The organism is Streptodolium elevatio (genome assembly GCF_053592165.1).
The window spans coordinates 70,515-84,321 of sequence record NZ_JBSFVE010000017.1; the positions used below are offsets into that span (position 1 = coordinate 70,515).

The window sequence follows — 13,807 nt, forward strand, 5'->3', positions numbered from 1 at the left end:
GCACGGCCGCACCCGCCTCGGTGCCTTCGATTGCCAGGCGCCGGGGTACGAGGCGCGGTCATCTCCAGGCGCACAAGCACGCATCGAAGATCGCCAACAGAGTCACGCCGTTGGCTGGACAGGCCCTCCGGCGCTGCTGCCGGTCTCGCATCGGGGCCGGAAGCGGTTGGACGACCGAACCATGCTCAAACAAACAAAGCCGGCTGCGGGACGCCCCGGTTTCAGCCGAGCAGTTCCTCCAGGGCGTCTGTGAGCCGGTCGTGTGTGCCCGGGGCCAGCCGGTAGTACACGTAGTAGCTGTGCCGCTCGGGATTCGCCCAGCCCGCCTCGGCCAGGAGTTTCAGGTGTTTGGAGATGGCGGCCTCGGTGAGGCCGATCAGGCCGGCGAGTTCGCGGGTGGATCGCGGGTACGCGGCCAGGAGTTGGAGCATCTGCAGCCGGGTGGGGTGAGCGGCGGCGCGGAGCAGTTGGAGCAGGTCGTCCGGGGGGACCGGCGGGTGGGCCTTGCGCTGCATTGCGTCCAGTGCGTAAGTGACGTGCACGCTCCGCCGTTCGCGGCCCGCCTCGCGGTCATGGTGGCCGGTGACGGCGACCAGGGGCCAGGCGAAGTGGGAGGGCGTGAGCAAGAACCGGTCCTGCCGGCCGAGCGTGAACTCCATCGGCGCGGCGGCGCGGCTGCGTGCCGACGCGATCAGCAGCTCGTCCCCCTCCTGGATGACGCGCAAATGAGGGGCGAGCCCGTCCAGCATCGGCGCCAGGCCATGCCGGTGCCCGACGCCGTTGCGCCGGGCGATGTCGGCCAGCAGATACCTCTCCAGGGACGGCCACTCCGGGGCGAGACAGGCGTCCCAGTACGCGGACAGGAATCCGGCGAACCGTCCGCGGGAGCGCTCGGGATCGTCGATGAGCTCCCGCAGAACGGGCAGCGAGGCCGGGTGCCGCGCCTGGACGGCGTTCATCGCCCCCTCGCGTAAGGCGGGATCGGCCAGGAACTCGTCCAACCGGACCCGAGAGGCACGTCCGTTCCTTTCCAGGGCCCCGGCGAGCAACTCTTCCGCGTAATGCTCGACCGGCGCGTCGCGCAGCGCCGCCAACTCGTCCGGCCATGTCGATACTTCCCCCGGGCGCCAGATTCGCGGAAAACCCAGCGGACGGCCGTGGCACCAGAAAGCGAATTTGTCCGCCTCGTCCCGGAGATCGGCGTTCATGCGTTCGCGTGCTTTCAGCGTCCAGGAAATGTGCAGCGGATGCCGCTTCACCGAGCCGAGCACATGCAGGCTGCGAAGCGCCTCGTGGCCCGGTGAGCAACCGAAGGCCACCAGGCCGGGATCCGCCGAGGTCAGGCGTATGCGGATGTTCATCGGGACACTCCAGCGGGCTGCGATCAACTCGTTCGTGAATCAGTTGGGGCGGCCCGCAGGGGCGCCATACCGTTCCCCTGTCCAAAGCACGGCCATCCCCGCACTATCGCGACAGCGACGTAGGGAACGCATACAGGTCGTCGATCGGCTCGGGTGGGTGGCTGCGGCCATTTCCGAAATCCAGACAGAAACGGGTGATCTCGCATGACGACTCGCCGGGCGGCTCTCGGGCTCCTGGGGGCCACTTCGGTCGCCGCTACCACCGGAGTACTGACGGCCCGGGCCACCGGGTCGGCCGCCGCCGACGCGGATTCGCATCGGGTACCGAAGGGCCTGCGGCCCGGCGGCGAGTTGGACCGGTTCGTCGCGGAACAGGCGGCCAAGGACGTGTTCTCCGGCTCCCTCCTGATCACGTACCGGGGTCGGACCGTCCTGTCCCGGTCGTACGGCATGGCCGACAAGGCGCGGGCGGTGCCCAACGGGCCCGACACGCTGTTCGGCCTGGCCTCGGTCGCCAAACTGTTCACCGCCGTGGCGGTGGCGCAACTCGCACAGCGCGGCAAGCTGCAGTACTACGACGCACTCGGCACACACCTGGACGGGTTTCCGGCCGAGATCGCCGACCGGGTGACGATCCACCACCTGCTGACCCACACTTCGGGCCTGGGCGACTACATGGGCGCGCCCGGGTACTGGGCGACCGCCCGCACCTGGACCAGCGTGCGGCAGCAGATGGACGACACCGGCCGGTTCGTCAGAGGGGAGACGCCGGCCTTCCCGCCAGGTGCGGGCAGCAGGTACAGCAACTCGGCGTACCACCTGCTCGGGGAGATCGTCGCGCGGGTGTCCGGGCAGGAGTACCACGACTACGTCCGCGAGCACGTCTTCCGCGCCGCCGGGATGGACAGCGCCGACTACTACACCCTGCCGCAGATGCGCCAGGACCGCCGGATCGCCCATGGCTACTACCGCCCGCCGGGGTCGGCGGACCGGATCGACAACCTCGACGAACAGATCTTCCTGCCCGGCGCGTTCGCGACCTGCACCCAGATGGCACGGTTCGCCCACACCCTCTGGGAGAAGAGGCTGCTGAACCCGGCGTACACCCTGCTGACGCTCAGCCCGAAGCTGCCTACGCCGCCACCGCCCGGCCCGGAACGACTGACCGTGTTCGGCGGCTATGGCCCAGGCGCCACGCTCACCGGCGATCAGTGGTCGTACGGACACAACGGCGGTGCCAGCAACGGAGCCGCGGCCGAGCTGGTGTTCTACCCGGACAGCGGGTACGTGACAGCGATCCTGTCCAACTACGAGATGGAAAGCATCCGGGGCATCCCGTCCCTGGCCCGGCGGCTGATCATCGGGGGCTAGGTGTACTGCGCACTGAGGTTGGTGACGCCCACGTCGGTGTTGACCTTCGAGTTGGTTGAAGCTCGATGATGGCGAGGTGCCAAGTTCCGAACTGATGCCGATCGGCGTCTTCGCCCAGCGCAGTGGCCTGACCTCCAGCGCGTTGCGTTTCTATGCCGACTCCGGGGTACTGCCTCCTGCCGAAGTAGACCCGGTCACGGGCTACCGCCACTACGACGCCGACCAGCTGGTGCGGGCGACCACACTGCGTCGGCTCCGCGAGATCGCCATGCCGCTGGCGACGGTCGAGGCGGTCCTCGGCGCCGGGGCTGAGGAGGCGGCGCGGCTGCTCGACGAGCATGTTGCCAAGATCGTCGGGGATGCGGCGGCGGCACGGCAGAAGGCTGCGGTCATCAAGTCCGTACTCGGCGGCAACGTGCCCGGTCTGCTGATCGCGACGCTGAAGGGTCCCGTGCTGGCGGATGCGGTCGAGCAGGTTCTGACCGCGACCGCGCACGAGCCGGGGATGGCGGTGCTCGCCGGTCTGCACATCGAGGCGAGTGACGAGGCCATCGCCCTGACAGCGACGGACCGGTACCGGCTCTCCACTCGGACCCTGGTGCCGGCGCGGCCGGCGGAGCAGACCTGGGCCGGCACGGTCGACAGCGACGACCTCCGGGCCGCGATCGCCGATGTCCGGCGCAGTGCGCTGATCCGCATCGAAGCGGTGCCGCACGGGATCTGGCTGCGCATGCCCGAGCGGGAGGACCGGCACTGCCGGGCGCTGCCTGAGGAGTTCCCCGACCACCGTCTGATGCTCGAGTCCCTGGACGAGGTCACTACCCGCGTGACGATCTCGAAGGACCTGCTGCTGCGGGCCCTGGAAGAACACCCCGGCGAACACGTCGCACTGCACATCACCGATCACAGCGTGAGCGTCCGGCCCCCGAACGACGAACACCCCGGAATCCCGCTCTCCGCCACCGTGACGGGCGCGGACCTCCAGATCCGGTTCGACATGACCACGCTCTATCCCGCCGTGAGCACGGCGATCGGCCCCGACGTGCTGCTCGATCTCAGGGGATACCACCAGCCCGTCACGATCCGCTCCGCCGACCGCGGCGATCTCACCACCCTGGCCATGCCCATCAAGTTCGACCCCTCAGCCTGAGAACGACGACGAGGAACACTTCATGCCTGCCGCACCCGCCAGCCCCGATCCGACCATGGAAGCCATCGGCCAAGCCGTCACCGAAGGCCGAACGGGCGACATCCTTTCCGTCCCCTGTGGTCGGAGATCGGCGTCACCGGGGACCCGCTGCACCGTTGCTCACTCGCCCACTACCTGGCGGACCTCTACGAAGATCCCGCCCAGGCCCTCGCCTGGGACGTCCGGGCCCTGGACGCTGCCGACGCCGTGACCGACCAGCGCGTCCAGGAGCACCATGCCAGCCTCCACATCGCCGGGTTCTACCCCTCACTCCACCTCAACCTGGCGGAAAATCCAAGCCCGACGGCCAGGCCACATGATCCACGTCGATGTGAAGAAGGTAGGCCGAATCCCCGACGGCGGCGGCTGGCGCGCACACGGACGCGGCAGCGAACAGGCCAAAGCCGTCAACCGGAGAACGAGGACCGAGCGCGGAGGCTATGTCTATCTGCACTCGGCCGTAGATGGATACAGCCGTCTCGCCTACACCGAAGCACTGCCTGACGAGAAGGCCGCCACCGCCATCGCCTTTCTCCACCGTGCGCGCACCTGGCTGGCCGCACACGGGATCACACGCATCGAACGGATCGTGACAGACAACGGTGCCTGCTACCGCGCCAAGAGCTTCACCCGGGCCCTGCTCGGCGCCAGGCACCAGCGCATCGCGCCCTACACCCCACGCCACAACGGCAAAGTCGAGCGATACAACCGCATCCTGGCCGAAGAGTTCCTCTACGCCCGGACGTGGACGTCAGAAGCCCAACGCGCCTACCTCCTGGGCCGCTGGATCGTCCACTACAACGACCACCGCCCGCACACCTCGCTCGGAAACCAACCACCCGCAGCACGCCTACCGGACGGCGTCACCAACGTCATGGCCTCCTACAGCTAGGCCGTCGCGATCGCGTACTTGCCTAGGACGTACGCCCGTTCGGCTGGGCGCCAGGGGTTGGGCGCGGCGCCGCCAGTACATCGCCTCGAAGTGCCGGGATCCGGCGCGTCCTCGGTGCGCCGTTCCATCGTCAGCACCGGAAGAGGACTTCGAACGGTCTTGTGAAGTGCGCGAGTTCCTCGGGCGGCAGGATCACGCGGTCGTCCTCGCCGGGGGCGAGCGCGGCGATTTGTGTGGCGAAGCGGCCGATGGCCTGCTCCTTGCGGACGAGCGTGTGGGGCGCGAGGTCGACGCGGACCGCCCGCGACCACGGGACCCGGGAGTCTCCCGGCCTGCCCCAGTGCCACATCCACACCGGGTACTGGGCGTGCCGGGTACCCGCCTGGTGGCAGGCCCGCGCGGCCAGACGGCCCGCGGCCTCATGGTCGGCGTGAAGGTCGTGCGACCAGGGCGCGAGGCACAGCTCGAACCCGGCCAGGAGCGGGACCAGCGCCGTGCACGCGGCCGCCTCGTGGGCGGCGACGGCGGTGTCGGGGAGCCCCAGCCGGACGACGTCGACAACCGGGGAGGCGATTGCCGGGCCCTCGATGGACTCGATGGAGGGGCCCTCGGTGGCCGGGTGGTCGGCGGACATCTCCGCGGGTTCCGGGCCCAGGGCGGCCGGACCTGGCGTTGCCGTACCTGCCGTTGCCGCGCCGGAGGCGGTCCGGTCCGGACCGACCGGGTCCCAGGTGGCCGGGCGGTCGTTGGCGAGGTCGGCGAGGGCCTCTTCGGTTTCCCGCGCGCGCAGGACCGCGAGCCGGTCGGGAGACACGGGTCCGTCGGGGTGGGACGCGCCTCCGTCGGTGAGCAGCACCACTCGGACCCGGCGCCCGTTGGCGAGCGCGCCCGCGATGGTCCCTCCGACGCCCAGGACCTCGTCGTCGGGGTGGGCGGCCACCACGACAATGCCCTCGGCGCGGTCCGCCGCCACGCGCGGGAGCCGGTCGAACCGCTCCCAGGTCCGCCACGCCTCCTCCGGCGTCCCCGGGCCCTGGATCTCCTCCGCGGCCGACGGATGATCCCGGGTCCCGGCGTCCGGGTGGTCGGGTGCAGCTCGACCGGGCCGCTCGGGACGCCTATGCCGTTCAGGCCGCAGTTCTGACCGCTCAGGCTGTTGAGGCTGTTCAGGCCCATGGGGCCGATTGGCGGTCACGAGTCCCCCTCGGCAGCCGGTGCCCCGATCCGGGCCGGATCGCGTCCGGCGTGGTCCCCGCCCGCTTGGGCCGACGCGACGCGCGACGGTACGCCGCCCCGGGTGGCGCCGCGACGTACCCGATCCGGGGTATCCGTGATCTTGGGGAGGTTCATCCGCCGCGGATACCCCCGACCCGACCAACCCATGCCCGCCCGGCCATCGCCGCTCACCAACTCGTCGCAAGGCCGCAAACATGGGACGCGTGACGGGCCCGCCCGAGCCGTACCTTCTCGGCCCGGGCCGCCGGCCTGGGAAGGGTCATGCCCGGCCGCGTCCCCGCGCGACGTCTCGGAGCCGGTCGACGAGGCCCGTGACCGGGTCCAGGAGCTTGCGGGCGACGGCGTTGCGCGGCGCACCCGGATGGGGGCGCGTGGGGCCGATCTTCTTCGCCGCGCGGACCTTGGCGCCGAGGTCGTCGAGCAGGCCGGCGGGACACGCGGCGGCAAGCGCCGGGAACACGACGCGTTCCTGTTCGCGCACATGGGCACGCAGGCCGGCCGCCAACTCGGATGCGGCCGCCTTTCGCGCCGCCGGGTCCCTGCCGTCTTCGAGGTCCTTCAGGAGTTCCTCGGTCCGACGGTTGCCGGCCACGGTGGCGTCGGCGAACTGGTGGCCGTCGGCCAGGTGTTCGCGTACGGCGGGAAGCAGGTACTCCTCCTCGGCCGCGACATGCGCGGCAACGGCGGCGACGAGCCGCTCGGCCGCCTGCTGCGCCTCCGGGTCTGCCCCGTCGGCCCCGTCCGTGGCGTGCTCCCAGACCGCGAGCAGGTCTTCCACCATCCGGTGATCCGCCGTCAGTTCGGCGACGATGCCGCCGCCGTGTCCACCGCTCTGGTCCGCGTTATCACCGCCGCTGTCTCCGCCGACTTCACCGCCGCGTTCACTGCCGTGGCCGCCGCCATGGTCGCCGTCGCTGTCCCGCAAGCCGTTCGCCTCCGCTCATCCGGGTTCCCACCGTCCGTGGCACGCCGACATATCTGCGTCCCCGCGCACCGGTCTGCCGACGTCATTGCCCTTCGCGCGCTCCGGGCCGGTCGTCGCGGTCTCGGCCGCCCGGCAGCATGTCCTGGAGCTTCGCCTTGAACCCCTGCCGGATCATCCCGCCGCGGTCGCTGTCGCCGCGCAGGATGCTGGACGCCGCCGCCTCGATCTGGTCGAGCGTCGCGTGCGGCGGAATCGGCGGCACCGCGGGGTCGGTGCGGAAGTCGATCACGAACGGCCGGTCGGCGGCGAGCGCCTCGCGCCAGGCCGGGTCCACGTCCTCGGGCTTCTCCACCCGTACGCCGCCCAGCCCGATGGAGCGCGCGAAGTCGGCGTAGCGCACGTCCGGCAGGTGCTGCGACGGCTCGAACTGCGGCGCTCCCTGCATCGCCCGCATCTCCCAGGTGACCTGGTTCAGGTCCTGGTTGTTGAGCACGGCCACCACCAGCCGGCGGTCCTGCCATTCGGCGTGGTACTTCGCCGCGGTGATCAGCTCCGCCAGCCCGTTCATCTGCATCGCGCCGTCGCCGACGAGGGCGATCGCCGGGCGGTCGGGGTGGGCGAACTTGGCGCCGATCGCGTACGGGACGCCTGGGCCCATCGTCGCCAGCGTCCCCGACAGCGAGCCGCGCATGCCGGGGCGCAGGCGCAGGTGGCGCGCGTACCAGTTCGCCGCCGAGCCGGAGTCGGCGGTCAGGATCACGTCGTCGGGCAGCAGCGCGTCGAGGGCGTGCACGACGTACTCGGGGTTGACGGGGTCCGCGTTTACGGCCGCACGCCGCTGCATGACCTGCCACCAGCGGGCGACGTTCTCCTCGATCTCCGCGCGCCACTTGCCGTGTTGCCTGCGCCGCACCAGCGGCAGCAGGCGCGAGAGGGTCTCGCGCGCGTCGCCGACGAGGTTGATCTCGTACGGGTAGCGCAGACCGATCATCGAAGGGTCGATGTCGATCTGCACGGCACGGGCCTGGCCGTACTCGGGGAGGAACTGCGAGTACGGGAAGTTGGATCCGATCGTCAGGAGCGTGTCGCACCCGGTCATCAGCTCGTACGACGGCCGCGTACCCAGCAGACCGATCGACCCTGTCACGTAAGGCAGTTCGTCGCCGAGCACGTCCTTGCCCAGCAGCGCCTTCGCCACCCCCGCACCCATCAGGTCCGCCAGCGCCTCGACCTCGGCCCGCGCGGCGCGAGCCCCCTGGCCGACCAGGATCGCGACCTTCTCCCCCGCGTTGAGCAGTTCGGCCGTGCGGCGCAGGTCCTCGTCCGAGGGGATCGGTGGGGAGAACGACATGCCGAGGCTGGACGGGACCATCTTGAACGCGTGGCCCGGTTCCACGTAGTCGAGGTCCTGCACGTCTGCCGGGATGATCACCGCGGTGACGGTGCGCCGCGCGTACGCGATCCGGATCGCCCGGTCGAGCACGTTCGGCAGTTGCTCGGGCACGGTCACCGTCTCGCAGAATTCGGAGGCGACGTCCTTGAACAGGCTCGCGAGGTCGACCTCCTGCTGGTACGACCCGCCCATCGCGCTCCGTGCCGTCTGGCCCACGATCGCGACCACCGGCACGTGGTCCAGCTTGGCGTCGTACAGTCCGTTCAGCAGGTGGATCGCGCCAGGGCCGGAGGTCGCCGCGCACACCCCCACCCGGCCCGAGAACTTCGCGTAGCCCACCGCCTCGAACGCCGACATCTCCTCGTGCCGGGACTGCACAAAGCGCGGCCGGTCCCCGGCCCGCCCCCACGCGGCGAGCAGGCCGTTGATCCCGTCTCCCGGGTACGCGAAGACATGCTCGACGCCCCACTCCCGCAGCCTGGCCAGAACGTGATCGGCGACCTTCTCCGACATGCGACTCCTCCATACGCGGCGCACCGGCATCGCTTGCCAGTGCTCGAAACGCCGCTTTGCAAGCAGCTATCCGCCGATCAGGGAAGGAAACAGGCAACGTGCCGCCCACTGAGCCGGGACATGGGGCGCTTCGGCCGGCCGCCGTGACGACCTCGGCCGTCCTGGACGTCACGAGAGGTCGACGTCCCGTGCCGTGGACAGGCGCGCGCCCAGGTTGCGTTCCATCATCCGCAAGGCCGCCTGGGCCAGATCGGCGTGGATGTGGGCCACCGCGTCCTGGACGACGGTGACCTCGAGGTGGCGCACATGTGCGTCGATCGCCGAGTAGAGCACGCACTGCTCGGTGACCTGTCCGCACAGGACCACGTGCCGCACCTTGTGCTGCTCCAGCAGGTACTGCAGCGGTGTCTGGAAGAAGACGGAGTGCCGGGTCTTCATCACGAACATCGCGCCCTCGTCCGGCTGTACGGGCCGCACCAGGTCGCCGTACGGCCCCTCCAGCGCCGCCTGCAGCACCTCGGTGTGGTCCGAGCGCCAGCGGCCGAAGTTGTCGTTGACGTAGATGACGTCCACGCCGCCCTTCCGTGCGCTGTCCAGCACGGTACGCACGCCGGGCACGGCCTGCCGCACCGACGGGACGAGGAGTTCGGCGTCCTCGTGGTCGTAGGTGTTGATCATGTCGATGACCAGCACTGCGGTGTTCACCGGCAAGCCTGCCTCCGATTTCGGTGGGGCCCGCTCAGGGGGCCGAAGGCGTCACGGCTCCGAGAGCCGACGGGGTCACGGCTCCCAGAGCCGACGGCGTCACGCGGCGGACAGGTTGCCGCGCAGCTCGCCGAGGATGCGGTTGAGCAGGCGGGAGATGTGCATCTGGGACAGGCCCAGGCGCTGTCCGATCTCGCTCTGCGACAGGCAGTCCCAGAACCGCAGTTTCAGGATCTCCTGGTCACGGTGGTCGAGCCGGGCGATCAGGGGGCGGACGGATGCACGGAACTCGACGAGGTCCAGCTCGGGTTCCTCGGCGCCGAGCCGTTCCACCAGGGCTGCCGCCCGCCCGTGCCGGGCGTCGGTGACGGGGGTGTCCAGGGAGTCGACGGAGTAGGCGTGGTCGGCGTCGCGTCCGTACGCGACCTCGCCCTCGTCGATGCCGAGATGGGCGGCGACCTCGCCGTTGGACGCCTCGCGCCCCAGCCGCTGGTGAAGCGTGTCGGCCGCCCTGGTGACCGCGAGGAACAGCTCCTGCTGTCCGCGCGGCACGTGGACCGGCCAGCAGGTGTCGCGGAACAGCCGCTTGACCTCGCCGCGGATCGTCGGGAGCGCATAGGACGCGAACGCGATGCCGCGCTCCGGGTCGAACGCGTCGAGCGCCTTGATCAGCCCGACCATCCCGGTCTGCATCACGTCCTCGCGGGACGCCCCGCGGTTGCTCATCCCTCGCACCGCGAACCGCACCAGCGACAGATTGACCTCGACCAATCGCGCCCGCACCCGGCTGTAGGCGACCGACCCCTGGTCCAGGGCTCGCAGCCTGCGCAGCAGCGCGTCCGTCGCGGTCCGCGCCTGCGAGGCGTCCAGAGCCCGGATCTCCTCGGTGGTCCAGCCCAGCGCCTCGTCCACCACGCGCGCGGCCGACCCGGGCCCGGTGCCATCCGACCCCGTGTGCTCGTACGTCCGGTTCTCCCACGACGGCGGCTCGGTCTCCCATATGGGTGCCTCGGCTATGCGTGCCTCGGCGTCGCGGACGGGCGCAGTAGCACCCGCATTCGTGCGAATGTTCGACATGGCTATCCGCTCCTTCAACGGGGTTGCGGACGTTCGCCGCCGGCATCCGGCGGAGGGCCCGCCGTGCGCCGGACTGCTTCAGGCGCTGCGGACCGGCATCGTGTGCCGTATCCGGGCGGACCTCACCTACCGCCCGGCGACGCTGCCCGACATGGGCGCGTACGTTGCCCTCGTACCCGCTGATTGCCAACAAAACGCATCAAATCCGGGCGCCGACCAGATCCCGGGCCTGAGGCCCCGCCCCCGAGCCGGAACCGGACTCAGGAGCGTGCGGAGTTCTGAGCCTGCTTGGCGGCGTCGGCGAGGGAGTCCGCGCCGGCGGTCGAGAGGCTGCCCCCGGACTGTTCGAGATGGGCGCGGACGAACCACTGGAACTGTTCGAGCTGCCGGAGTTGGCCGATGAGCATGTCCTGCGACGCCGGATCGGCCTCGGTGACCCCGTTGACGGCGGCACGGTGATCCGCGCACACGCCGTCGTAGACGATGTCCAGCGCGCCGAGGTGCGCCATGGTGTCGGCACGGCCGAGCTCGTAGTCGTTCCACGAACGTTCGGCCACCAGGCGGCCCGGCGTGCCGACCGGCGAGCAGCCCAGCGTCGCGATGCGCTCGGCGATCTCGTCGACCATGGCGCGCACGGCCGCGACCTGCGGGTCGAGCATTTCGTGGACGGCGATGAAGTGCGGACCGACCACGTTCCAGTGCACGTGCTTGAGCGTCAGGTGCAGGTCGTTGAGCGCATGCAGGCGCTGCTGGAGCGCCTTGGCCACCTGCGCCGCGTCGTCGGTCTTCAGACCGGGGACGGTGTACGCCGGGGTGTTGTCGGACGAGTTGCCCATGTCGGCCTCCGTATGGCTCCGGGGTCGTGTTCTGTGCCGACGTCGGCGTCGATATCGGCGCCGATGTCGACGGTCAACGCGGGGGGCACCGCAGTCGGCGCCCCGCCCGCCCCGCGCGACTGCCCGGCCTACCCCCGGCCCAAACGCGGCTGATCAAACGCACGCGGAGCACGGCAGCCGAGTCGCTCGTACGCCCCGCCACACGTCAAGGACGCTCAGCCCGCCAGAGCGCACACGACCCTCAGATCGTCGACGAGCCCGGCGAACACCGCGTCGCGGTCCGGTGCCCGAAGCACCGCGGACGGGTGCGTCGTGGCCACCACGACCCGGCCCCCGCCCGGGAGCGTCGAATCCTCGCCTTGGTGCCGGTGCAGGCGCTTGCCCCAGGGGCCTTCCGCCGGAAGCAAAACCGCGTCGCGGCAATTGTGCCGACCTGGCCGGAGTCGTGCCCGCATGTCGGAGGTCCGGGCGGGTAGTCGCCGGACCATGCGCGCTTTGATCATCAACTGCACCCTCAAGCCGTCCCCCCAGGACTCGAACACGCACGCCCTCGCGTCCGTCGTCGCCGACGCGCTTCGCGAACGGGGTGTCGAAGTGGACGACGTCCGCGCGGTCGACCTCGACATCAAGCCCGGCGTCGAAAGCCACATGGGCCCGGGTGACGCGTGGCCCGAAGTCCGCGAAAAGGTTCTGGCGTCGCGCATTCTCGTGATCGCCTCGCCGACGTGGCTGGGGCGTCCGTCATCGGTGGCGCAGCGGGTGCTGGAGCGGTTGGACGCCATGATCGCGGAGACCGACGACGACGACGTCCCGCTCGCGTACAACCGCGTCGCCGGAGTCGTGGTGACCGGCAACGAGGACGGCGCCCATCACGTCGTCAGCGAGATCGCCGGCGCCCTGGGCGACATCGGCTACACCGTCCCCGGCCAGGCCTGGACCTATTGGCACCTGGGCCCGGGGCCGGGGCCGGACTACCTCGAGGAGCGGCGCGGCCACGATTGGTCGCACAAGACCGGACGCGCGATGGCGGCCAATCTCGTCGGTGTCGCCCGCGCGCTTGAGGCCACGCCGCTGGGTGCCCCGCCGGAGTAGGCGTCCTCGGCCGCTCGCCCGGCTCGGAGCCGAATGACGGGTTTGTCTCGCGACAGCGGGGACAGCCGCGCAACACGGACACGGCGAAAAATCGTCGATCGGAGGTTGCCATGGGCGGGACCATGCTGACGTTCACCCGTCGCAGGCGGGCGTGGTTCCGCGACCGCACCGCCCTGGTGACCGGCGGCTCCCGCGGACTCGGGCTCCTGATCGCGCGCGAGTTGGCGGCGCACGGGGCGCGGGTGGCGATCTGCGCACGGGACGGGGCGGAACTCGCCCGGGCCGTGGAGGACATCCGGGACGCGACGGGCAGCCGGGTCACGCCGTTCGTCTGCGATCTGGCGGATACCCGCCAGGTGGACGGGCTCGTCGACGCGGTCCGCAAGGATTTCGGCAGTATCGACGTCCTGGTCAACAACGCCGGGATCATCTCGGTGGCCCCGGTGGAGTCCGTCGCACCCGAGCAGTTCGAGGCGGCCATGGACGTCATGTTCCTGGGGCCGATGCGGCTCACCCTCGCCCTGGTGCCCGACATGCGGGCACGGGGTGACGGGCGGGTGGTCAACGTGACGTCCATCGGCGGTCGCATCGCGGCTCCGCACCTTCTGCCGTACGACTGCGCGAAGTTCGCGGCCGTCGGCTTCTCCGAGGGGCTGCGCGCGGAACTCGCCGGATCGGGGGTCTCGGTGACCACCGTGGTCCCCGGCCTGATGCGCACCGGCTCGCACCGGGCCGCCCGTTTCGGCGGCCAACCCGAGAAGGAGTACGCGTGGTTCGCGGCCGCCGCGTCGCTGCCGCTGCTGTCGATGGACGCCGAGCGCGCCGCCCGCGCGATCGTGCGCGCCGCCGCCCGGCGCCGGGCGGAGCTCGTGCTCACCCCTGCCGCCAAGGCCGCCGTGTTGGCGCACGGGATCGCCCCCGCGACGACCGTACGCGCCCTCGCGCTCGCCACGCGGGTGCTGCCCGACGCGCCGGCCGACCCGCAGACCGGCTCACCGGCCGGCTCATCGGCCGACGGCGGTGACGGCGTATCTGCGGATGTGCCCGGCACCGTCGCCCGCGAGCGCGGAACCCCCGCATGGTCCCGCAAGGCGGCGGTACTGGGAGAGCGCGCGGCACGGCGCTTCAACGAGCCGGGCCCCCAGGGGACCTGATGACAACGCCCGAGGCCGTGACCGGACTTGGGCCCACGAACCCCATGAAGCCCACCCCCTCGC

The 13,807-nt window shown here is 70.8% G+C and carries 12 protein-coding genes and 2 pseudogenes; 6 read left to right on the plus strand and 8 right to left on the minus strand.

Annotated features, from left to right (window positions below; all coding sequences use genetic code 11):
• Window positions 1–221: 221 nt before the first annotated feature.
• A complete protein-coding gene (locus tag ACWD12_RS27985; RefSeq protein ID WP_450101884.1) occupies window positions 222–1,361 on the minus strand; it encodes a DUF5937 family protein in 1,140 nt (379 codons plus the stop codon).
• Between the two features lie 204 nt (window positions 1,362–1,565).
• Here ACWD12_RS27985 and ACWD12_RS27990 point away from each other — a divergent pair, with 204 nt between their 5' ends.
• The 4 genes and pseudogenes from ACWD12_RS27990 to ACWD12_RS28005 form a co-directional block, all read left to right on the plus strand.
• The gene (locus tag ACWD12_RS27990; protein ID WP_450101885.1) at window positions 1,566–2,732 is read left to right on the plus strand and encodes a serine hydrolase domain-containing protein; all 1,167 of its coding nucleotides are present in this window, start codon (window positions 1,566–1,568) and stop codon (window positions 2,730–2,732) included.
• 76 nt (window positions 2,733–2,808) lie between these two features.
• On the plus strand, window positions 2,809–3,882 hold the full coding sequence (locus ACWD12_RS27995; protein ID WP_450101886.1) for a DNA polymerase III subunit beta family protein: 1,074 nt from the start codon (window positions 2,809–2,811) through the stop codon (window positions 3,880–3,882).
• A gap of 22 nt (window positions 3,883–3,904) precedes the next feature.
• Window positions 3,905–4,215 (plus strand): annotated as a pseudogene (locus ACWD12_RS28000) (hypothetical protein); the annotation flags it as partial.
• A pseudogene (locus tag ACWD12_RS28005) lies at window positions 4,208–4,813 on the plus strand (integrase core domain-containing protein); the annotation flags it as partial. The pseudogenes ACWD12_RS28000 and ACWD12_RS28005, both read left to right, overlap by 8 nt.
• Window positions 4,814–4,943: 130 nt before the next feature.
• Here ACWD12_RS28005 and ACWD12_RS28010 read toward each other — a convergent pair.
• From ACWD12_RS28010 to ACWD12_RS28040, 7 genes are all read right to left on the minus strand, one after another.
• A complete protein-coding gene (locus tag ACWD12_RS28010; protein ID WP_450101887.1) occupies window positions 4,944–5,786 on the minus strand; it encodes a PIG-L deacetylase family protein in 843 nt (280 codons plus the stop codon).
• A 522-nt stretch (window positions 5,787–6,308) separates the two neighbouring features.
• Window positions 6,309–6,974 (minus strand): hemerythrin domain-containing protein, encoded by a 666-nt coding sequence (locus tag ACWD12_RS28015; RefSeq protein ID WP_450101888.1) that lies wholly within the window; start codon window positions 6,972–6,974, stop codon window positions 6,309–6,311.
• A gap of 82 nt (window positions 6,975–7,056) precedes the next feature.
• Entirely contained in the window at window positions 7,057–8,880 is a 1,824-nt protein-coding gene (locus tag ACWD12_RS28020; RefSeq protein ID WP_450101889.1) for a thiamine pyrophosphate-requiring protein, read from the minus strand.
• Between the two features lie 168 nt (window positions 8,881–9,048).
• On the minus strand, window positions 9,049–9,585 hold the full coding sequence (locus ACWD12_RS28025) for a cysteine hydrolase family protein (protein ID WP_450101890.1): 537 nt from the start codon (window positions 9,583–9,585) through the stop codon (window positions 9,049–9,051).
• 99 nt (window positions 9,586–9,684) lie between these two features.
• A complete protein-coding gene (locus ACWD12_RS28030) occupies window positions 9,685–10,662 on the minus strand; it encodes a sigma-70 family RNA polymerase sigma factor (RefSeq protein ID WP_450101891.1) in 978 nt (325 codons plus the stop codon).
• A gap of 260 nt (window positions 10,663–10,922) precedes the next feature.
• Window positions 10,923–11,498 (minus strand): Dps family protein, encoded by a 576-nt coding sequence (locus tag ACWD12_RS28035; RefSeq protein ID WP_450101892.1) that lies wholly within the window; start codon window positions 11,496–11,498, stop codon window positions 10,923–10,925.
• 215 nt (window positions 11,499–11,713) lie between these two features.
• On the minus strand, window positions 11,714–11,953 hold the full coding sequence (locus ACWD12_RS28040; protein WP_450101893.1) for a hypothetical protein: 240 nt from the start codon (window positions 11,951–11,953) through the stop codon (window positions 11,714–11,716).
• Window positions 11,954–11,984: 31 nt separating this feature from the next.
• On the opposite strand from ACWD12_RS28040, the gene ACWD12_RS28045 reads away from it, so the two are divergent.
• Window positions 11,985–12,590, plus strand: a complete 606-nt coding sequence (locus ACWD12_RS28045) for a flavodoxin family protein (RefSeq protein WP_450101894.1) — start codon at window positions 11,985–11,987, stop codon at window positions 12,588–12,590.
• A 110-nt stretch (window positions 12,591–12,700) separates the two neighbouring features.
• Window positions 12,701–13,744, plus strand: a complete 1,044-nt coding sequence (locus ACWD12_RS28050) for an SDR family NAD(P)-dependent oxidoreductase (protein WP_450101895.1) — start codon at window positions 12,701–12,703, stop codon at window positions 13,742–13,744.
• Window positions 13,745–13,807 lie beyond the last annotated feature (63 nt).